The following is a 20429-nucleotide window of genomic DNA, read 5'->3' on the forward strand; positions in this document are numbered from 1 at the left end:
AGGAAACCGTTACTACCAAGAGCGAAAAGGGGGACGAGAGAATTAATAAGAATTTCTTCATGATTTTTTTTGTAAACCACCACCAAAAAATAAGCACGAATCCTTTTCACTAAACTATTTTGAGAGCGCACAATTGCTGTTATAATTAATTGACCATAAATATAATAATTAATATAATATAATTAAATATACCAAAGAAAAAATAATATTTCCTTTATTTGTACAAGTAATATCAACTCGACCATGCCAAGAAAATAATATATTCTATCATGACCAATATTTCGATGATGGAATGCAAATTCAACTCTTGCCTGTAAATTATCTGGGTTACGATCTATAATTCAATCATCTTTTTATTTTGATCTTAAGAGTCTATTCAGAGAACTTTCTAATTTATCCATTCGTTGGTCTTGGGCTAATATTCTCTGATGCTGCTGTTGCAACTGCCTATCTTTTTCAATAATCCTTAACGTTAGCTCTTCTAGAATTTTCAGAAGCTTGGCATTAACCTCTCCAATTTTTTGGCCATTACTTTGTATTTCTTCAGCGGAGAACATGTCAGGTAAATGTTTTTTTGTTAGAAGATAAGATTCAAGTTCTGGCAAGGGCAACATCTTATAGCCTGCATCGAAAACATAATCCGGCCAATGATCAGTCTCTACAGTGATTTCTCTAGCTCTTATACTTCCATTTACCGACAATGCCTCTCTGGGATTTAGAGTACCGATACCCACACGTCCACCGACGAGTGTAACTTCATTCATGTAACCATTATTATATGAGCTTAGGATTAGCCTTGAAGAAGAAGCCAAGCCACTAGCGAAGTCTAAGTAACTATAGATCTTCGGCCCAAGATGCTGCACATCATAGGATGAGAATGATATCGTTGAACCTGCTCCAGGAGCATTAGATAAATTTCGGAGTAATACATCTCCTCCAACATCTAATTTCTTTGAGAGAGATTCAGCATTAATTCCAAAATTTCCATTATAGTCCAATGTTGCTCTCAAAAGCCCACCGGTAAAGAATTTAGTACCACCAAATGCTGACATATATAACATTGGTCCGTATGAGGCTGCGGCTGGATCTGCGTACCAACCAACTCCTTAATGATTTACTGCTTGTCCCTGATAAGTGAATGCTTCGGTACCCAGGTGAATGTTTTGACTATAAACAGTTTTAAGTATTGAAATAAGCAGGATAGTTATTAGAGATTTTTTCATAGTAGTTTATCGTTTAATATTGTTCATTTTGCTGTACAATCTTGCATGTAATATTAACTTTCCCCAATGCCGGACTAGAAGTGCCTATACCAACGTTTCCATTATTAGTATTGGATATTATTCCCAATGGACACCCATTGCGCCAAAACGCAATTATTGAATAGGAATGAAAAAAGAAAAAAAGGGCTTAAATAAAAATACGATTTGTTCATCTGTATTATCTAGTCTTGTTGAGACCACTTTGACTTGATGCTAATTGATGCTCCAGTTTTTGTATTCTGATATTTTGCTTATTACTCAGATGCAGAGTTTTTGACTTGAATGCAGCATTTTCTTTTTTAAGTTCAATCACGTAGAGAGTAAGTTCTTCAATCTTTTGGAGCAGCAGACTGTTCATGTCACCAAGATTGACTCCTTTTTCCTTCACCTCTCTGGCAGATGGGATTTCGGGAAGATGTCTATTTTCAGCCAGGTACCTCTCCAGCTCGCTCAAAGGCAATGTTTTGTATTTATCCTCAAAAACAAAGTCAGGCCAGATATTATTATCAACCACTACCTCTCGGGAATGAATTATACCATCTACATTTAGCTTTGCACTGTGACTTCCAGTTCCGATTAAAATTGCTCCATCACTTCTAATTCGCATCTTTTCAAGTAAACTTGATTCACTATCCCCTGAGGAGGTATAGAAAACTAAATCCATCGCTTGTTTCAGGGCATTATTGGGCATCCAGTTATTAATCCGTTCAGCTCTTATCCTTGCGCCGGTTTGAAAGGGAACGATGTCCCTCCAGGTCTTAAAGTCGATGTTATAGCCTCCCAAAGCGGAACCTGCGGGCACAGCCAGATTACCTGGATCATCATTACCGATTGATATTGCTGAAATTGACCCATTTAGAGGAACATTTACATTAAGTCTGCCGATAGGGACTAAAGTTCCTATACCTACATTACCTGCTCCATCAATTACAACCTGGTCTTCTGTATTTGCATAATTGCGAAATCCAAATCCCTTGCCAGTAACAGCTCTAAATTTCAACTTTCCATCATTATCCAGCCAAATTGTTGCTCGATTATCATTTGTGACACTGACAGCACTTTGATTAGCGATAAGAATATTAGAGTTATCCCCATTCGCGTTATTAATAGCGGAAGTAAGTTGCTGTGAGCTGGCACGTAACGATATGGCAATCGCTAAAAACAGTATTGACTTTTTCATAGTTCGTTTCCTTTGGTAGTCCCCGCTGGGTTTGATAATGCTTCGACTTTCTTTTTAAGAATATTAATCTGCTCCTGTTGAATATTGTCTTTCTGCTCATTTTCAATAAGATATAGAGTTAGCTCTTCAACTTTCTTTAGCAACAGCTTGTTCATCTCGCCAAGGTTAAGACCACTTTCGACAACTTCTTTCTCAGAAGGTACATCGGGCAGATGATGATTTCCATCTATGAAGGTTTTCACTTCAGAAAGAGGTCTAGGTTTATAATCATCATGAAGTACATAATCAGACCAATCTTTCATATCAACTCTTACTGACTGAGAATGAATAACACCATTTACAGCAAGCATATCGCTACTTTTATTTGGAATACCAATTCCTACTTTGCCAGTTATATTTAGTTGAGACACAGCATGAGTTTCTATCATCCCGGGGTTAAAGTCCTCTATGTTACTAATAAGGGATTGATTAACTGGCTGACCGGCTACTTCATAAGAAACACATTTCATATTTTCGGCAGTAGAAGAAGTTGCCCCATTGAATTTAAACCCCCAATCATGATATGAATCTCCGTATGGGACTTCAACTGCCAGATATTTTTTCCCGTTGTACAAACAAGTTTTCAACTTCCATACCACTCCATTTTGATACCTGTCGTCATCACTGGCAACGAGAGAGCCTGCGACCTGACGATAGGCTGAATAGGTATTGACCTGTACAATATTAAATCTGGACAACGCATACATTGAACCTCTCATAGCTGTTATTGTGCCAACTGCATAATTACGATCAATATCAACTCCGTTATACATCTCATGCAATAAGATCACAGAACGGGTGTAATCACCATAGCCATTACCACCGATATCGATGATCTTATAATCTCCATGCAATGTTGTTTGCGACTTTGCAAGAAATGAAATGATGATGAAAAGGGCAAGTAGGGTTTTTCTCATATATGTTCTGGTTTAGTTTTCCGTTATATCTATCCCTAAGGCGTTATAATATTGACTTAAATTTATTTTTTACTATTGTCTTTCTTGTATTTAAATCCCCTATCAATTTATCAATCAGTTTTTTCTGATCATTCAATCTGCTGTCCATCAATTTCAACTTATTTTCCTGCTGAGCGATTGCATCTGCCTGAGACTTTTGAATGTCATCCTTCTCAATCAAATAGAGTGTAAGTTCTTCAACTTTTTTCATGAGAAGCTTGTTCATCTCACCTAAGTTCAAACCATTTGCTATAACCTCTTTTTCGGAAGGTACATCCGGCAGATGATGGTTTCTGTCTATGAAAGCTTTCACCAATGAAAGTGGTCTAAGTGGATATTCACGATGAAGCACATAATCAGACCATCCATTCATATCAACCTTTACTGCCTGAGAATGGATCATACCGTTGACAGCCAACTTATCCGTGGGAGTTGTAGTACCGATGCCAATATTGCCAGAGTTGGCAATTGTCAAATTAGTAGCACCATTAATACCGAAGTTTATTGAGCCGGTATACGTAGTTAAGAAAAGTGGCCGACCAACTGATTCAATGCGGTTATTTGATGTGTCCCATTGCCCCAGAACCAACGCCACAGTTTCGTTACGAATAGCTACACGTTCATTGTTACTATATACGTCCAATTTATTTTGTGGAGAGCTAATTCCTATACCCAAGTTTCCGGGAAAACTATTTTGAGCAGATAAGCTCCAAGAAAAGCAGAAAAGCGAGAGAGTTAAAAAGATTTTTTTCATAGTATCTCACGTTATATCGAGTCTATTTCTACACCCTAATAAACACCAATAAAATTAACAGATTAAGCATTAATTCAAAATATTCAACATCTAAATTTAAAAAATAATAATTATAAGTAAAATAAATTCTTTGGATATGTCAAGTATTCTTTTAATCAAGGAATATTATCCCTTAAATTTCAAATACCCTTAAAAACTATTACTCATCTGAAACATGGGCAAATACATCGCAATCAAAATCACTCCGACCACCAATCCGAGGAAAATAATGATCAGCGGTTCGAGTAAACTGCTGATCGTATTTGTCCGGTATTCAACTTCCTCGGTATACTGGCTGGCAATCTTTTCGAAGAAGTGATCCATCCTGTTGATCTCCTCTCCAACTTTAATCAGCTGGATCATTTTGGGAGGATAAAATGTAAAAGCTGCAAGGCTTTGATGGAGGGATTTCCCTTTTAATATACCCATTTCTACTTCCGTCAATGACGTTTCTATAGGATAGAAATCAATCATCTGACGAACCAAACCAATTGATCGGAGCAACGGCGTATCAGTACTGACCAAAAGCCTCATCGTATTGGCAAACCTGGCCAGGTAAATCTTTTTGACCAGGTCCCCTACCACAGGTATCCGTAAAATCAGGCTGGAAGAAAATTTTCTGAACCATAAAGTCTTCCGGTAAACGAAATAAACCAGGATCAAACTACCCAGAAGTAACATCAGGTATATAAAATAATTATCAAACCAACTGGAAACAGCGATGATCTGTCCTGTGATCCAGGGCAGCTTACCCCCAAACCTAAGAAATACGTCAGCAAACATGGGGACTACAAACTTGATCATAAATAATACTGCTCCCATAGAGCTGCACAATACTATCGCAGGATAAGTTACCGCGCTAATGATCTTTCTACGCTGCTGTATCTTACTTTTATAATACTTTGCCAGATCGGTTAAAACTTCTCCGAGCCTGCCCGTTTCCTCACCGATCTTGATACTGAAATATTCATAGTCACTAAACTTCCCTGCTTCTTTTAAGGCATCAGACAAAGATGCGCCCGAGAGAATGTTTTTTTTGATCTGCTCAAAGAGATCCTTATCCTTTGCATCTTCCTGGTCTACCAATATCAGCTCCAGTGCCGTTCGTAAATCTATACCCGATAAGAGCAAAGTACTCAACTCAAGATACAGGCCTTCTTTTTTCTTATCTGCCACCTGGTTACTGCCGAAAGTGATATCCTGATTTAAAAAAGCAAGCACACCGGTACTTTCCTTTTTAACAGGAGAGGGTTTCTTTGCAGGGTAACGTGAGATATCAATTGAGGGCATAATTATTTGAATAAACTTTGAGAACTATAGCTTTTTTTATAAGTAAGGGTAATGTTTTGCCCCTCTAATGTGGTTTGATACTCCAGCTGATCTATTGCCTCTGCTGCTTCGGCATTCTCAAAAGTCAGCCGGGGCGCCTGCAAGGGAAATTTAAATGTATCTGTTCTTAATGCGTGCTGCGACCTCAGCATCAGGCTATCCCTGAACTGATAAATAACCAGTCCATTGCCCGACTGAAATTCCATTCCTTCAGCCGTTCTAATAATCTGATCTGCATTTAAAAAATCTTTTTTCAACAGGCGGTCTGCAAGGGAAAAAGCGGCTATGCGGTCCTGCTTTTTCGCATAACTATGATAAGTTCCACTAATGATGTGATATGCCGTATAAGTAATTACAATAGCGATCGCTGCAATCAGCATCGCTATCGTTACTTCCATGAGTGTAAAAGCAGGAATCTTTTTTTTAGCGTTCATCGGGAGTTTTTTTAATGATACGTCTGAGCTTACCCACCTGTTGTTCATGCTCCGTAGCTGTTACCGTAATCAGTAAGAGGTCTGTAAAATCTTCATACTTTGTCACTGTCTTTTTGTATTGAATACTGTCCTGGCCAGATTCTTCGTCATCCCAGTTTTGTTCATTGATACTTTTACTGATCACCCCTTCCATCGCAGTACTGATCTGTTCCATCTTTGCAGAACCAGTTGAACCCAGAACATTGTTGTAAATACCCATGGCCAAACTAAAAACGACCAGGATAATTACCATGGCTACAATTACTTCCAGCAGCGTGGAAGCCTTTACCGAAGATTTTAATTCAGCCATGTTAAAATTTGATGATCGGGGTTCCTGCGCTTAAATAATGGGGCACTCAGGTAATATTTACTTAATAACTTACGGTTCAGGATAACATCTATCAGATAGTTCTCATATAAGGTACCAGACCGCTGCATCATAAATCTTTTAGCAGTTACCTTACCATTTATCGTCAACGGTGCTTCCAATTTAATATAGCCTGTGGCAAACACCTCTCCTTTCACAAGGCAGTTCTTTCCAATCGATATCATGGTCTGCAGGTCGCTCCGCTTTTTCTCGTAACTCAGCAGAATTCCCGCAAACCGGGTGTCTTCACCAAGACTGACTTTAGATTGTATTTTACTGTCCTCTGCTTTAAAAATCCCCGCAAAGGAAGGATACTGCAGATCGCAGTGCTTACCGATAACAATTGAATCACGCGCAAACATTTGGCATGCCCCTTTGAAACCATCTTTCACGATAATACTCTTCGCATAGATCAGCACGTTTTCCACATCCAGATCATGATCTAAAGTGAGGGTAGTATCTGAAATAATCATCACCCGTCCTTTTAATTTTAAACCGGTAAGCTGATCCTCAGCAGGCCTAAGCCGATAGCAAATGGCAGGATGAAAGAACGAGTTCATCACAGAATCCCTGACATTAAAATTCTGGCCGCTCTGCACGTCAAACTGTTTCAGGATTTCAATAATCCATTTTTCATCCAGCTGAGGCACATCCCTGGTGCTGGTCAGGATTTTTCCTTTGATCAGCTCCTTTCCTGCATACGGTTTGCCATCTACATAGGATTGTTTTAGTCCCGATTTGGGCAGTTCTCCATTCCCTGTGATTTGGGTGTACCCGCTTACCGATAAGGGCCGGTCTTCATCAGCAAGGTAAATCGCTGAAGAATCGGCATAAGCAATGCCGCTGAGGAAAGAGCGCCTCGAGGTATCGCCCTGCTCAAAGCATTGTACGCTGTTTAATGTAAAAATACCCCAATGACTTTGCTGCAGCAAAATGCTATCCTGCTGCTCTCCATACAGATCTTTAGTGATAACAGTATCTGTAGGCGGGTAACTGGCAGACAAAAGCAGTTCTGTTCCTGACTCCATATTAACTTGTAACCTGTCTGCACGCGCTTTTTTTTGATGCTCCAGCCTGTAGTAAAAAGCTACAGATAACAGTGATACAGAAATGACGGCAATCATTAATGAGATAATTAAGACAATATATAATGTGGCCGCCCTGAACATCATCGCTTATTTTGGTTGATTTGACCTGATCGGTTTCTTTGGTAAAAACTTGCGGAAGAATTTGGGAACAATATTTTTCGGGGTGTAGATCTTCCCATCATGATAATACACTACGATCGTACTGTCAGCAGATACTATTTCCTGTTTACCCTCCAGGAGGTCATGATGATAAATACCCTTTTCTTTAATTTTTCCTGCAATATCATACTTCACATAGGTTCCATCCAGCTGGCCCTCGTTAAATGTGAACTGGTCTTTCAGGACACCATCTTCTGTCCAGTTTTTCCAGACACCAGTTTTTAAACCCTGTTCAAAAGCGCCAGAAGCTTTCAAATTTTTATTGTTGTACAGGTCTTCATAGTCCCCATTGAGTAGCTTGCCACTGTATCCTCCCTGGGTCATGTTAATCTGGTTTCCCGAAAACCAGTAATATTGCCTGTCGCTTTTGAGGGCCGGTGCCCCGCCCGGTTTCACATGCGCATTCACCATGTGATCAGGATAATGTACAGTTACTTTATAGCTCAGCATCTTTTCTACATACGATTGTGCCTGTACGCTTCCGCCAAGCAATACGATGCATAAAAAAGACTGTAAAAAGCGTATATAGATTTCTTTCATTGTTTGATATATTTTTGTTTGCCCATCCAGCTCAGCAGTACTGAATCTCTTTTGTTTTTCAACAGCTTTACTCCTTCAAGGCTTTCTCCTTCAGCAACCATCCGCTCTTTTCCGTTAACCGTTAAAATGGACACCTGCTTTTTTGTCTTAGGGTTAGTGATGTAACCTGTGTATTTTATGGCTCCCCAATTGACAGGTGGTGCGATAGGTTTCATTGGCTGTGCAGCATGTGGAACAGGAGCCATTGTAGCTGTAGCTTCTGCAGCTGCAGCTGCATTTGCATTTGCATTAGTTAAAAAAGGATCCCTGTAATTCAAAGAGAGCCGGAGTGTATCCTCTTTAGCGATGTACTCATCAAAGGGTTCGTGCACAGGTGTGGGCCCAGCCACGAAATCCTGCTCGGAAGGAGGGTCGGTAAACAAAACCCGATAGATGATAATCCCCCATACCACCGCAACAGCAGCGATCAACAAATAAGTTACACCTTTATTTTTAACCGGCTGCATGATCTATTGAACAGTAAAATTCCTGAGTTCACTATAAGCTCCCACATTTCCTATTGCATCTATCGCACGTACCTGCCAGTAAACTTTTTCGCCCAGGACACCTGTAAATGTATAACTGGTTGTGGTCAAACTGACCGGAAAAATACTACTGTATGGCGTGGTCTGATCGCTCTTATAAATCACCAGCTGGTATCTGGCAGCAGTAGCTGCAGCATCCCACCTGAGGGTCACGGGAGAAGTAGCTGCAACTCCGGTTGCTGGTGTAGTTAATGTGACCTGGGCAGGTGGTGTGCTATCAAAAGTAACGTTCTGAATGGCTGACCATTTGGATTCTGCGGTATCATTTAATGCCTTTACACGCCATTGATAGATCTTATCCCTTGTTAAAGGAACATTGTATTCCAGATTAGGGGTTGTTTTGTCAAAAAACAGGACTTTCTCATCCGCAAAATTATTCGTGTCAATTTCCAGATGATATTGCTCTGCCCCATACAATTTTAACCAGCTGAAAGTTTGGCTGCCGCTGGCTGTGACAGAATTATTTGCAGGAACCTGCAGCTGTACCTGCTGGTCCTTGATTGAACTGGCATAAATGATAAAATTGGATGTCGTATAGGCGGTCTGACTGCTCCCATTTTCAGCTCTGACCCGCCATTCATAATTTCCCGGATCCAGCGTAAAATTAAACCTGTTGGGAGTAATCAGCGTATCCAGTATTAATCTCGCTGTGTTAGTGAAATTCGGCGAAACAACCTGTAACCGGTATTTCAGTGCATCTTCTACTGGCTCCCACCAGAAGCTCTGGGCATACTGGATACTTTCTGTATTGGCTGCAGGTGCCAGCAAGTTCACTTTCCTGTCCTGTATAGAAGGCTCGATAAACTCCTTGCATCCAGTTAGGACAAATAACAGTGAAATAATTAATCTCCTAAAGGGTATTGCTCTTTCCATCTTTATCTCAATTTTGCCTGTATCACTACAGGTCTGTTAATCCTTTAAATTCCATTTTTAACATGCACATTCCGGCGCGTTCTCCCCGGACATCTTCTTTCGGTGACCTGATCTGCAAACCAGAGATCTTTCCAATTCCCGGGCTACGCTCCAGTGTGTCGATCAATTTCACCAGCTGGATATAATGTCCGTAGCAATAGATCGTTTCGGTGTTCCCCAGGGTAGTTGTATCTCTTTCTGCTAAAGGTTTGCTTACCGTGTAATCAATACCTGACTGGTTCTTCATAGCCATAGCCGAAGCCTTCATCCACAGTTCATTGCTCCAGTTTTCGGGGCTTACCCTGTAAGACTTTAATATACCGCGCAGCGCCTCCAGTTTCTTTTGCATATGCGCCGGATTGTAGGAAAGATCACCTGTGACTTCGGTTTCCCGCATGAGCTCTCCGTGTAATTTTGCTGCTTCAAAAGTTCTGCTAAAGGCCAAAAACCAGCACAACAGGATTCCAACCCCTGCCACTGGCCACAGTAGTTTGTTCTTTTGTATGTAGCTCAGCCCTTTGAACATTTTTAATACTTTACATTAAGCGTAAATACCTGTGCTTCCTTCTGATCATCGGTAGCATATTTTTCCAGTTGAACACCTTTTACCCATGGTTCCTTTTTCAGTGCGTAAATCCAGTCATGGACGATATAAACATTGGCGGACTGTCCACTAATCCTGATACTGTTGTCCATGCTCAATTCGCTTAAACTCACCGCAGCAGGGACAGTCTGCCCGATCTGGTCGCATAAATAAGCATAACGTATCCCGCGATTCCACCCAATCAGCTTTACTTGGGCTTCTTTCTCTTTCACCTCAGCTTCGAGCTTCTGCCGGTCTGTGTAGCGGTCGGAGCGCTGTCCTACCTTGCCAGCGAGTTCCTGATTAGCGGCGTTGTAATAGCTAAATAATAAGAAATTTAAAAGCAGTATCAAAAAGAAGAAAAACAGGACCAGTGTTCCAATTTGTTTGAATTTCAGCTTTGCTGTAGCCTCAAGCAGATCATTTTTAAACTCCTCCGACTCAACTGTGATCAGCTCTAACCTGTCATTCAGCAGCAACTGAAATGCAGCAGCATAGGAAAGTACAAATTGCTCGGGAATGGGCTCAATATCAATCTTCAGGTCAAAACCCGCTCTGGCTCCCTGCTCATAGGCATAATCGATCCAAGCTTTGTCTTCATCGAGTGAAAGTTGATGACCATCAAAGTTCAGGCTTTTGGCGTAGTGGTTAAGTTGAGTCAGAATATGATCCGTAACAAAGGGTCCAAGCCCCAGGAGCAGGATTTCTGCCCCTTGCTTTTTGAAAGCGGAAATCAGACTGTCAGCGATCTCTTTCCTTACGAAGGCAACAAAAGAATATGCTGCCGAACGGAAATGCTGAACATAAAATTCCTCTGGTTTATAGCTGGGAAACAAATTCCTTAAACTCTGTTCGGTAACCGTTTCCAGTACAGCACTTTTTTTAATCAGCACACCTTTACCCGTCAGTGTAATGGCAACAGGTCCATGTATGTCTATGGTTTTGATCTGATTAATCCCAAGAGTGTATTCCTTTTTTGATAAAATCTGAACAAGTTTCTTTTGCAAAGAAATCTGTACTACACGGATACCGAATGTACCATCAGCAAGGATGTTTACTTCGGCGCCTGTGCAGGCGGTGATTCCACTGTGCAACCCAAACTCCATATTAATAGATAATTGTTGGTTTGATAAATACTACTGTTACTACTTTATTGGTGGCTTTGCTCCTGCTGCTGAAAAGCCACTTGAGTATAGGAATTCTTGACAGCACAGGTACACCAGATCCGCTTTCAGAACTCTCAGTACGTTCAATTCCTCCTAAAACAATCATGTCTTCGTTTTTTGCCCGGATGATGGATTCAAACTTACTAGTAGAAGTAGGCGGGGGTTGATTAGCGGGAGGATCGCCGACAAAATCAGATATATTCACCTTGATGGTAAGCGTAACCTGGTTATCTCCGGAAACAATAGGTTTGATATCGATATCCAAATTGGCCTCTACCGGGGTAAACTGCTGCGTAACCACCGTTTGCGTAGTAAGCGAAGGGATTACATTCTGGGTACTGGTACTGTAATATCTTTTGTTACCAATGCTAAGCTTTGCACTATGCCCGTTTAATGTGGATAGTTTAGGTACGGATTTGATATCAACATTACTGTTGGTTTCAAGCGCACTGAGCGATACATAAAAATTAGGCGTCACCCGCCCCAGGTTGATCGAATTGTTCTTGCCTAAACTGGACAGGAAACTGTTAATAGATTTGGCACCAAAGGTATAATCCAGCCCCGGAAAGACTGTCCCTCCGGTTTTCACGCTGTCGGCCACACCTGCGCTGATACCTGTTTTGATGGCTTTCCCTTTTCGGATATCGATCATCGTCACCTCAATCAGTACCATTGGTACCAGTTTGTCCAGTTTGCGGATATAGGATTCAATTTCGGTGATCTGGGGAGATGATCCGGATAACAGGATGGTGTTCTGCTCCCTGAATTCTTTAATCTCAACCCCTCTTTTCCATTCTGCAGGGATCATATTCTGGATCGTATCCAGTGAACGGTTCTGCAGCTGGATAATTTTATGGGCCCGCAGCCCTTCTGTTTTACGATCGCCAATTAAATAAACCCCATTTTCCTGACGGTAGGTATAGTCCGTGCCGTTAAAGATTGCGGAGAGCAAATCTTCATAGCTGATATCATTTACCCGCATCGTGATGCCGCCCTTGATATCTGAATATAGAAAATAACTTGCATTGACTTCCTGGGCACCTGTCTTGATCACATCAGACATATTTACATTGAGCGCATCAACGCTGAGCAGTTTCCTGCCAGCAACTGTGCGGCTCTGCAGGCGAAAATTATTGCCTGTACTTTGTGCACCTACTGGTCTCAGGTTCCTTCTCACAGAAGTGTTTTTATCTGCGTTGATATACAATTCCTCATCATCAGTCAATGCCTGAAAGACGTAAACATTATCGTTGGTCTTCACCAGTTTGAGATCATTAGTGAATGCCAGCTTTTCAAGTGCTGTTTCAAAAGGTGCATCTGAGAAAAAGGCAGTAACCTTTTTGTTGAGCAAAGCATTGGGTACGGCTACATTTTTACCGGAGATCATTGTGATTTTGCGCGCAACCTGGGATAGGGTATCGTTATTGAGCTCCAGGCTTAAAGTATTATTAGGGCGATCATATCTGGCATTAATCTCCCGCAGTGGAATCACCAGTCTGGGCTCCGGGCTTTTGGTAACAGACATGATTGAGCCGATCAGGTTAATATCCAGATTGTATTCTTTGGTTAAAAATACCAGCACATTCAGCGCTGTTTCGTTGGTGAAATTGTTAAAGATCTTAAAATTGAGCTGAGGATCAATATTGATATTCAGGTTATTCGCCTGGGCCAGGGCACGAAGGAACTCCTGCGCAGATACCCCGGAAACATTCATCTGCACCTTCTGGTTCAATCCCGGGACAGTAATGGACAGGTTATTTAATCTTTCGCGTACCACCCTAACTCTCTCGTTGGCTGCTTGTGTTTGCTCCTGCGTTTGGGCAGAAACTATAACGCTATGGCAAAGGATCAAAAGGATACCACAAAGTATAATTTTATTAAGAAATTGAAAGCGCGGGTATAAGTTCCTCATCAATTGGTAAAAAGTAGTGGGTAAATTTCTTCGATAGTTGTCTGGCCATTGGCAAATAATGCGAAAGCATTTTCCCCCAATGTTTTAATCCCCCGTTCTGCCAGCAGCGGGTTGATATATAAATTACCCTGTTTGATTTCGTGGCTGAGCTCATGATCTAAAGGGATGACTTCGTAAACTGCTTTTCTTCCACTATATCCGGTATGATAACATTTGTCACAACCCTTAGCCAGATAATGCCGACTGATCGGGGCAAAAGGCTTAAACTGTTTGGGGTACAGGGAAGCATCAAAGGGCGCTTCCTCTTTACAATTATTGCACAGTAAACGAAGAAGCCGCTGTGCTACCGACGTATTAAGGGTGTTGGCAACTAAAAATGGTGGAATGCCCATATCCATTAAACGCGAGACTGTACCCCAGGCTGAATTGGTGTGCACAGTTGATAAAACAAGGTGACCTGTAAGGGCTGCCCTGATTGCCATGTTGGCCGTTTCAGGATCACGGATCTCCCCCACCATAATCACATCAGGATCCTGCCGCAGGAAAGTCCGCAGCGCAGAGGCGAATGTAAGTCCGATGCTTTCTTTGAGCTGTACCTGGTTAATGCCCTGCAGGGTGTATTCTATCGGATCTTCAATGGTAAGTATATTCCTGGTTTCTTTATTGAGGTATTTAAGGGTTGCGTACAAGGTCGTTGTTTTTCCGGAACCTGTCGGCCCGCTGATAAGTATGATACCATTGGGCCTTTTAATTCCCTGCATATAGTTCTCCAGATCAAAGTCGGAAAAACCAACATGTTTCAGGTCGATGTTCGCTGCATTGTTATTTAATAAACGCAGAACCACTTTTTCGCCATGCAAGGTAGGTAAAATGGATACCCGAATATCAAATTGCTCCTCGTTCATCTTAAAGTTGATCCTTCCATCCTGGGGCAGGCGTTTCTCCGCGATATCCAGATTGGCCATAATTTTGATCTTATTGATTAGTGCGGGATAGTCACTTTTTTTAAGTACATACCGCTCCACCATCATGCCGTCAATTCTAATCCTTACACGACAGCGCTCTTCGTAAATTTCAATATGGATATCACTACTTTTTAAAGTCCGGGCTTCACGGATCAGGTCATTCAGGAACCCGTCGCCCTCAATAGCCAGGGTCATTTTAGCAAACTGATGCTGCCCGTTTTCTTTAGGATAGTGCAGGTTGAGCAACTGACTGATCGTGGCTGCTGGCTGGGGATCAAGGATGATCCGTTTTCCAAGCACAATCTCCAGTTCATCAGACAAGCTGATTATATTTTCAGATTCATCACACAATAGAATCAGTCCTGTGTCATCGTTGAGCTTAGGCAGGATCCGATAATGCCAGGCCTGCTCTTTGCTAAATACATTTAAATAGGCTGGGTTAAAATCCATAGATCCATGAATCAGTATAAGGTTGCAAATTTGGGTTGATCACTGAGACAATGAGTATCATACTGAGCAATAATGCCTGTAATCCCGCCAGTGGTATTTCCGGATTAGCATTCTTTTGCACTATCCGCCGGGCGATGGTGTATATCAGAATCAGAATTAAGCTTGCGATATAAAACAGGATGTAATTTGCAGGAGATAAATAGAAAGCAATTGCCCATAAAAAAAGAATATCTCCCAGTCCAAGGTAATTTCTGGTGATGTTTACAATTTGTTTGTGCTTCAGCGAAAGATATCCCCAAAGTGCAAATAGCTGAATCCCAAAAAAAGCAAGTGCCCATAAGCTTTGTATCAGAGCGTCCTTCCAGGTGGCATTATCCAGTTTCAAAATAAACATTGATATGGCAAGCAAAGGAAAGCAGATCCAGTATACAGCACGGTAACGCATATCCTGATAACAGATAAAGCCCAGGCAGAGAAGAACGAAGAGCGTTAAGAATAACATTAATCCGGGGTTACTTCTTTAAGATTCTTATCCTGATCTATTTCCCAAACATTAAAGGTGCCATCGCCATCAAAATCGGCTACTGCCGTTGCCCTAGCCAGAAAACCAGTATTGGTAGCACTAACGATTGTTATCTTATAATTTGCTTTACCATCTTTTCCGTCGGTGGTCAGTTTTTCCTGTATAAATCCAATTTCTGTCAGATCAGTGCTGTATTTGGATTTTTCGTAGAAGAAGCTTTTTTCTAAAGTGGATAGGTGTTCCAGTTGGATCTTGGCTTCAGTGGTCTTTGCCTTGGTAATTAAAGGCAATAGATTGGGCAAGGCCAAAAGAACAAGGATTCCGATAATAACAAGCACTACAAGAATTTCTGTAAGTGTGTAAGCCTTAACTTTTCTATTTAAAATCATTGAATTCATTGGAGACGTTTAATTCTTCTAATTTAACACATTCCCCGAAGATAATTAAATATTTTTGAGTTAATTTACGCTTGCGATAATCGCAGGAATATTATTGAATATAAAAACTCCAATTCTTCACTACATAAGAACAGATAGATTTGCTAATAGTTAAGTTCAGCACCAAATCCATTTTCTAATTAGGGAGCGAGAATTCGAGGTTTGTTATTAGCTTCGATCTTATTCATACGCTCTTTGAGACTATCTAATTCTTTATCTTTATCAATTAAATAGAGGGTTAACTCTTCAATTTTTTTTAATAACCTTGCATTCATGTCTCCAAGCTCCACTCCTTTTGATTTAACTTCCTCTGCAGAAGGAATTCCAGGTAAATGACCAGTATTTTTAATTTGCACTGCAATCTCCTTAAGCGATGGTCTCCCATAATCATCCTTAAAAACATAGTCAGGCCAGTTTTTATTTTCAACTTTTATTTCGACCGCACGTATAGTTCCATTTACAGATAGTCTTTCAGATAAGTTTTTTGTACCGGGACCGATTCCAACATTCCCGTTTTTGCCAATGTACATTCTATGTGTCAAATCACCACCATCTGACGTTGCAAATGCTATACCTCCAGAAGCATTTGTGGTAGCATCACCTTCCTGATAACAAGCAATATATGCCATGGCTTTCGATGCTTGAGAATTCTTAGAAATCCATGTTAATGTACCAGCCGAACCTCCATTCAATACAGACCCCGTACTTAGTACGAGGTGCGATTGGCTATTCAAGACCGTATTAGGGTTGAATATTTCTAGTACTTTATTATTTCCTCCATGCACATAACTGGATGGAATTTGTGTACCAATACCAACACTGCCACTATTTAAGGTAAATAAATCGATACCTTGATTTTGCCACTGAGCATTTGAGGCGGAACTTAAACCTAAAGAAGAAAGAATTAGCAAATAGATTTTTTTCATTATTGAGAGAAGTTAATTTCAGTAAATATAAATAATAGTACGAACATTCTTAATGTATTAATTTTATACACAACTTATTTCTAAATTTCCAAGTTAGGTAAGTTCAATAGGAAAATTTAAAATATAGATAAGTATTTTTACATTGTTACTTTAGAAATTAAATGTGGTTTGAGGTTTTTTATATTTTAAATAATCAATTTATAAAAATTATTTAAGAAATTTTCTTGTTTTTAAAAATAAATATATTCATTTTTAAAAACAAATATTACTGTGTTGATTAGTGCTCTTAACTCCTTCATGCGCTGGTTTGTATATTCCGCTATTGCTAATGTTAAATAGTGAGTAGCTGTTTGGAAGCATCAATATGTATTTAATGCTAATAATTATAAGTGACCGATGAAAATGAATTGCTCAACGACTTTTAGCTTTGATAAAAGTCTTTTATACCTCCACTGCTTTCTGACGCTGTTTCTGTTAGAAACGTATTGTGCACAATCACAGACTGTACCTATACCTTCAAGAGAAGTTGGGACGGCGGTAATCCCCCCATCCCCAGATGCAATGGCGCTAGGAAAATATGGGTTGATACCTGTAAGCCTTTATACTGGAGTGCCAGATATAGCAATCAATCTTGGAACTGCCGAGGGTAAGGATATTTCGGTACCAATAAGTTTAAATTACCACAACAACGGTCTTAAGTCTTTTGAAAAAGCTTCATCAGTAGGGCTGGGATGGACATTAAATGCTGGAGGTGTTATTACGCGGATTATTAGAGATAAAGTAGATGAACTGACGCCGTCTCAATATCGTTATGATCATAGTATCGACAATTACAGTGCGTCAGGAAACGTTAATCTCGAGAATGTCCAAGTTTACCTTGAAGGTGCGACGTATTTCGGTACATACGATACAGAGCCAGATATTTATGTATATAATTTTGGTGAATATTCTGGTAGTTTTATGTTTTTTAAGGATAAGATTTACCAATTCCCATACCGAAAATTGAAAATTACGGGAACTTCGTCTGGCCCATTTACTATAACCACTGAAAAAGGCAATGTCTATACTTTTAGTACTACAGAGACCAGTACACCAAAAAATAGTTCAACATCATCATATTCTATTCCGACTCATATCTCATCCTGGTATTTAACGAGTATTCAGCCACCGGACAAAAAGGAAATTATTAGTTTTTCGTATGCCGGTGGTGACCCCATAATTATGCATGGATCTTCAAGTCAGAGTTATCTGAAAAAGGCCATCGGAAATTCAGTCTTGGAACAAAAATCTTCGTCATTGCCTACCACCATCAATGCAATACACCTGAGTAGTATTTCTACTTCGAAGATGACGGTTAATTTTAATACACAAACAGTTGCTCGTACAGATATTGATGGTAATGCTTATGCTATTGACAATGTGTCGTTCGTGAATAATCTTGGAAGTACCATTAATAAATTTAAATTCAATTATGGCTATTTTGGGGCTGGGCATATGCTGGCTTCCCCGTTGAAATTGTTGAATGTAATAGAAGATTATGAGAACTCAAAGAAAACACATTCGTTTGAGTACAATGATGCGGCAACTTTTCCGGTTTTAACTGATGCAGTAGATCATTGGGGTTATGTGAACGGAAGTACCAGTCCAAACATTATTATACCTAATACAATTGTTAATGGCGGTGCAAACAGAGAGCCGAGCGGGTCATTGTTGGGGATGTTAACAAAGGTAACTTATCCGACAGGTGGTGAGACGAGATTTGAATATGAACCAAATATGTATTTCACAGGCAAGAATTACGTCCAAAAAGCTACAACCGTTGCCGGTGACCTTTTTAGATCAAACGCGTCGGATAATACTCTACTATTATATAGTAATACGTTCAAGTTGGCTTACAAGCAAGATGTTACAGTCTCATACAGGCGTAATCCGAAAGAAGCAACCAGTAGCGATCCCAATGCACCAAATGGACCCAATGCATTAACAAAAAATATTGAGCCTGAGGTAACAATAACACCTGTGGATGGTACTTCCGGCGTTACGAGAAAATTTCTGATCAATTATAACTATCAAAATTCAGGAATTCTTGAAACTGTAAACCTTCCTGCTGGCGACTACCAGATTGATGTGAAGTGCGACTCAAAAGAGTTAAGTGTAAATGGGTATGTTGGATATTCCTATTCCACAAATATTCCAATTGAAGGCGTAGCTGGTCCCGGTCAACGAATAAAAAGAATTCTTAGTTTTTCCAATACACCTGGTCAAACATCGCCATCATTGACAAAAAGTTACTCTTATGTGGACGACCTAGGCTTTTCTACGGGAGTATTGGTAAAGGGCGTTGATTATCTCACTAACCCTAGTTATAAGGTCGTAACTTATTCACTCACTTTGCCTTCTAATGATGAATATCAAGTTTATAGTTCATCTATTTCCGCCACATTATCTGACCTCTTGAACCAGGAGATGTATTATAAACAAGTGGACGAAAATGATGTTTCAGCTGTTGATACTTTAAAGAGTAGAAGTAAGTTTATATCTTATCTGAATGCATATGATTACTTAATGACTGATGTAAGGCTGAGTGAAAAGACTGATTATAAAAAGACCAGCTCTGGTTATTCTGCCATTTTAAAAAATCAGTATACTTATGGGCTCAAATTAGACACGGTATTTTCTGCTTTAAAACCAATTCAAACTATTCAGGCTATAGTTCAAAGTGGTGCCGGACCTGAAAGAATGAGAAATTTTAACTGGAAATGGTATCAATTATATCCTTCTGCGTGGGTATACAATACATCTAACACGATTACATCATACGCTGACAGTGACTCTACTATTGTAAGGAATACATTCGTAAATGATATCCGTAAAACCCATAATCTTTTACAGCGAAATGAGGAATTGTCTAACGGATATCAAAGACTTACTAAATACAAATATCCAGAAAATTATAGTTCGAGAGTAATGGGTTCATTGCTTGATGCTCATGTTGTATCGCCTGTTATTGAGCAGCAAAGCTGGCTGAAGAAGTCCGCTACAGATTCTGTATTGACGGCAGGAACCATTACTGAATACGATAATTCTGTTTATAAGCCCAAAAATGAATATAAATTAGAATTGACTAGTCCGAGTGCCGGACCTAATCAGGAATCGATCACCGCAGATGGATTTTTTGATTCGATAATTAGTGACTCAAAATATGTTAACAGAGCTCAGTATACATACGACAGTAATAGTGGAAATATCCTCTCCCAAGATTTGTTGAATAGAAGTTCTGAACAAAATGTAAGCTATATTTGGGGGTATGATGGTAATTATCCTATCGCTAAATGCTTTAATGGAGCTCCGTCTGACTTTAAATTTTTAAGTTTTGAAGAAGGTGGAAACGGTACTATTGCCGGCAGCGGACATACTGGTAGTCATTACTATAGTGGAGATTATTCATTAAATTTTTCATTACCAAATAGCGCCAAAAAATATCTTTATAGTTTTTGGTATCTGCAAAGTGGAAAGTGGGTTTTTTCAGGGGAATCAGAGTATACGGGTCCCACGACTCTAACTTTAGGAGATGCTATTGATGATGTGAAGATTTATCCTAATGACGGGCAAATGAGTACTTACACGTATTATCCAGGTGTTGGATTGACAAGTTCAACCGATGTGAAGGATAATACTACGTTTTATCAGTATGATGCCTCACAACGATTAATCAACATACTTGATCAAAATGGTAATATTATTAAGAACATTGATTACCACTACAGGCCATAATACAACGCTCC

The 20429-nt window shown here is 40.0% G+C and carries 19 protein-coding genes; 1 reads left to right on the top strand and 18 read right to left on the bottom strand.

Going from position 1 to position 20429, the window contains the following annotated elements; translation table 11 throughout:
* Positions 1-353 precede the first annotated feature (353 nt).
* The 18 genes from FN831_RS06840 to FN831_RS06925 all read right to left on the bottom strand — a co-directional run bounded on the left by FN831_RS06840 (position 354) and on the right by FN831_RS06925 (position 16644).
* Entirely contained in the window at positions 354-1052 is a 699-nt protein-coding gene (locus FN831_RS06840) for a hypothetical protein (RefSeq protein ID WP_142527462.1), read from the bottom strand.
* Between the two features lie 388 nt (positions 1053-1440).
* Positions 1441-2442 carry a hypothetical protein gene (locus tag FN831_RS06845; protein WP_142527463.1) on the bottom strand — a complete coding sequence of 334 codons (1002 nt, stop codon included), beginning with the start codon at positions 2440-2442 and terminating at the stop codon, positions 1441-1443.
* Positions 2439-3398, bottom strand: a complete 960-nt coding sequence (locus FN831_RS06850) for a hypothetical protein (RefSeq protein ID WP_142527464.1) — start codon at positions 3396-3398, stop codon at positions 2439-2441. The genes FN831_RS06845 and FN831_RS06850 overlap by 4 nt, the downstream gene beginning before the upstream one ends.
* Before the next feature lie 43 nt (positions 3399-3441).
* Positions 3442-4191 carry a hypothetical protein gene (locus tag FN831_RS06855; protein ID WP_142527465.1) on the bottom strand — a complete coding sequence of 250 codons (750 nt, stop codon included), beginning with the start codon at positions 4189-4191 and terminating at the stop codon, positions 3442-3444.
* 189 nt (positions 4192-4380) lie between these two features.
* The gene (locus FN831_RS06860; protein ID WP_142527466.1) at positions 4381-5520 is read right to left on the bottom strand and encodes a type II secretion system F family protein; all 1140 of its coding nucleotides are present in this window, start codon (positions 5518-5520) and stop codon (positions 4381-4383) included.
* A 2-nt stretch (positions 5521-5522) separates the two neighbouring features.
* The gene (locus FN831_RS06865) at positions 5523-5993 is read right to left on the bottom strand and encodes a prepilin-type N-terminal cleavage/methylation domain-containing protein (protein WP_142527467.1); all 471 of its coding nucleotides are present in this window, start codon (positions 5991-5993) and stop codon (positions 5523-5525) included.
* A complete protein-coding gene (locus FN831_RS06870; RefSeq protein WP_142527468.1) occupies positions 5983-6342 on the bottom strand; it encodes a type II secretion system protein in 360 nt (119 codons plus the stop codon). Before FN831_RS06870 ends, FN831_RS06865 begins: the two co-directional genes overlap by 11 nt.
* Positions 6330-7523: a hypothetical protein gene (locus FN831_RS06875; protein WP_142527469.1), complete on the bottom strand. Its 1194-nt coding sequence runs from the start codon at positions 7521-7523 to the stop codon at positions 6330-6332. Before FN831_RS06875 ends, FN831_RS06870 begins: the two co-directional genes overlap by 13 nt.
* A gap of 51 nt (positions 7524-7574) precedes the next feature.
* Positions 7575-8186 carry a toxin-antitoxin system YwqK family antitoxin gene (locus tag FN831_RS06880; protein ID WP_142527470.1) on the bottom strand — a complete coding sequence of 204 codons (612 nt, stop codon included), beginning with the start codon at positions 8184-8186 and terminating at the stop codon, positions 7575-7577.
* Positions 8183-8692 carry a hypothetical protein gene (locus tag FN831_RS06885; protein ID WP_142527471.1) on the bottom strand — a complete coding sequence of 170 codons (510 nt, stop codon included), beginning with the start codon at positions 8690-8692 and terminating at the stop codon, positions 8183-8185. The genes FN831_RS06880 and FN831_RS06885 overlap by 4 nt, the downstream gene beginning before the upstream one ends.
* Before the next feature lie 3 nt (positions 8693-8695).
* Positions 8696-9643, bottom strand: a complete 948-nt coding sequence (locus tag FN831_RS06890; RefSeq protein WP_142527472.1) for a fibronectin type III domain-containing protein — start codon at positions 9641-9643, stop codon at positions 8696-8698.
* 25 nt (positions 9644-9668) lie between these two features.
* The gene (locus FN831_RS06895; RefSeq protein WP_142527473.1) at positions 9669-10208 is read right to left on the bottom strand and encodes a hypothetical protein; all 540 of its coding nucleotides are present in this window, start codon (positions 10206-10208) and stop codon (positions 9669-9671) included.
* A 2-nt stretch (positions 10209-10210) separates the two neighbouring features.
* Positions 10211-11371 carry a PilN domain-containing protein gene (locus FN831_RS06900; RefSeq protein WP_142527474.1) on the bottom strand — a complete coding sequence of 387 codons (1161 nt, stop codon included), beginning with the start codon at positions 11369-11371 and terminating at the stop codon, positions 10211-10213.
* 1 nt (position 11372) lies between these two features.
* On the bottom strand, positions 11373-13343 hold the full coding sequence (locus FN831_RS06905) for a type II secretion system protein GspD (RefSeq protein WP_142527475.1): 1971 nt from the start codon (positions 13341-13343) through the stop codon (positions 11373-11375).
* Complete coding sequence (locus tag FN831_RS06910; RefSeq protein ID WP_142527476.1) at positions 13343-14758, bottom strand: GspE/PulE family protein; 1416 nt, start codon at positions 14756-14758, stop codon at positions 13343-13345. Before FN831_RS06910 ends, FN831_RS06905 begins: the two co-directional genes overlap by 1 nt.
* The gene (locus tag FN831_RS06915) at positions 14748-15260 is read right to left on the bottom strand and encodes a prepilin peptidase (RefSeq protein WP_142527477.1); all 513 of its coding nucleotides are present in this window, start codon (positions 15258-15260) and stop codon (positions 14748-14750) included. Before FN831_RS06915 ends, FN831_RS06910 begins: the two co-directional genes overlap by 11 nt.
* A complete protein-coding gene (locus FN831_RS06920) occupies positions 15260-15679 on the bottom strand; it encodes a type IV pilin protein (protein WP_142527478.1) in 420 nt (139 codons plus the stop codon). The genes FN831_RS06915 and FN831_RS06920 overlap by 1 nt, the downstream gene beginning before the upstream one ends.
* 179 nt (positions 15680-15858) lie before the next feature.
* On the bottom strand, positions 15859-16644 hold the full coding sequence (locus FN831_RS06925) for a hypothetical protein (protein WP_142527479.1): 786 nt from the start codon (positions 16642-16644) through the stop codon (positions 15859-15861).
* Positions 16645-17040: 396 nt separating this feature from the next.
* Here FN831_RS06925 and FN831_RS06930 point away from each other — a divergent pair, with 396 nt between their 5' ends.
* Positions 17041-20418 (top strand): hypothetical protein, encoded by a 3378-nt coding sequence (locus FN831_RS06930; protein ID WP_142527480.1) that lies wholly within the window; start codon positions 17041-17043, stop codon positions 20416-20418.
* The last annotated feature ends 11 nt before the right edge of the window (positions 20419-20429 follow it).

The sequence above is a fragment of the Pedobacter westerhofensis genome (genome assembly GCF_900182595.1).
Lineage (GTDB): Bacteria > Bacteroidota > Bacteroidia > Sphingobacteriales > Sphingobacteriaceae > Pedobacter > Pedobacter westerhofensis.

Excerpts from the sequence above, each read along its gene's own strand:
- FN831_RS06855 (WP_142527465.1), bottom strand. The coding sequence starts at position 4,191 with ATGAAAAAAATCTTTTTAACTCTCTCGCTTTTCTGCTTTTCTTGGAGC.
- FN831_RS06920 (WP_142527478.1), bottom strand. The coding sequence starts at position 15,679 with ATGAATTCAATGATTTTAAATAGAAAAGTTAAGGCTTACACACTTACA.
- FN831_RS06910 (WP_142527476.1), bottom strand. The coding sequence starts at position 14,758 with ATGGATTTTAACCCAGCCTATTTAAATGTATTTAGCAAAGAGCAGGCC.
- FN831_RS06930 (WP_142527480.1), top strand. The coding sequence starts at position 17,041 with ATGAAAATGAATTGCTCAACGACTTTTAGCTTTGATAAAAGTCTTTTA.
- FN831_RS06880 (WP_142527470.1), bottom strand. The coding sequence starts at position 8,186 with ATGAAAGAAATCTATATACGCTTTTTACAGTCTTTTTTATGCATCGTA.
- FN831_RS06850 (WP_142527464.1), bottom strand. The coding sequence starts at position 3,398 with ATGAGAAAAACCCTACTTGCCCTTTTCATCATCATTTCATTTCTTGCA.
- FN831_RS06885 (WP_142527471.1), bottom strand. The coding sequence starts at position 8,692 with ATGCAGCCGGTTAAAAATAAAGGTGTAACTTATTTGTTGATCGCTGCT.
- FN831_RS06890 (WP_142527472.1), bottom strand. The coding sequence starts at position 9,643 with ATGGAAAGAGCAATACCCTTTAGGAGATTAATTATTTCACTGTTATTT.
- FN831_RS06900 (WP_142527474.1), bottom strand. The coding sequence starts at position 11,371 with ATGGAGTTTGGGTTGCACAGTGGAATCACCGCCTGCACAGGCGCCGAA.
- FN831_RS06915 (WP_142527477.1), bottom strand. The coding sequence starts at position 15,260 with ATGTTATTCTTAACGCTCTTCGTTCTTCTCTGCCTGGGCTTTATCTGT.
- FN831_RS06860 (WP_142527466.1), bottom strand. The coding sequence starts at position 5,520 with ATGCCCTCAATTGATATCTCACGTTACCCTGCAAAGAAACCCTCTCCT.
- FN831_RS06865 (WP_142527467.1), bottom strand. The coding sequence starts at position 5,993 with ATGAACGCTAAAAAAAAGATTCCTGCTTTTACACTCATGGAAGTAACG.
- FN831_RS06895 (WP_142527473.1), bottom strand. The coding sequence starts at position 10,208 with ATGTTCAAAGGGCTGAGCTACATACAAAAGAACAAACTACTGTGGCCA.
- FN831_RS06840 (WP_142527462.1), bottom strand. The coding sequence starts at position 1,052 with ATGTCAGCATTTGGTGGTACTAAATTCTTTACCGGTGGGCTTTTGAGA.
- FN831_RS06870 (WP_142527468.1), bottom strand. The coding sequence starts at position 6,342 with ATGGCTGAATTAAAATCTTCGGTAAAGGCTTCCACGCTGCTGGAAGTA.
- FN831_RS06925 (WP_142527479.1), bottom strand. The coding sequence starts at position 16,644 with ATGAAAAAAATCTATTTGCTAATTCTTTCTTCTTTAGGTTTAAGTTCC.
- FN831_RS06875 (WP_142527469.1), bottom strand. The coding sequence starts at position 7,523 with ATGATTGCCGTCATTTCTGTATCACTGTTATCTGTAGCTTTTTACTAC.
- FN831_RS06905 (WP_142527475.1), bottom strand. The coding sequence starts at position 13,343 with ATGAGGAACTTATACCCGCGCTTTCAATTTCTTAATAAAATTATACTT.
- FN831_RS06845 (WP_142527463.1), bottom strand. The coding sequence starts at position 2,442 with ATGAAAAAGTCAATACTGTTTTTAGCGATTGCCATATCGTTACGTGCC.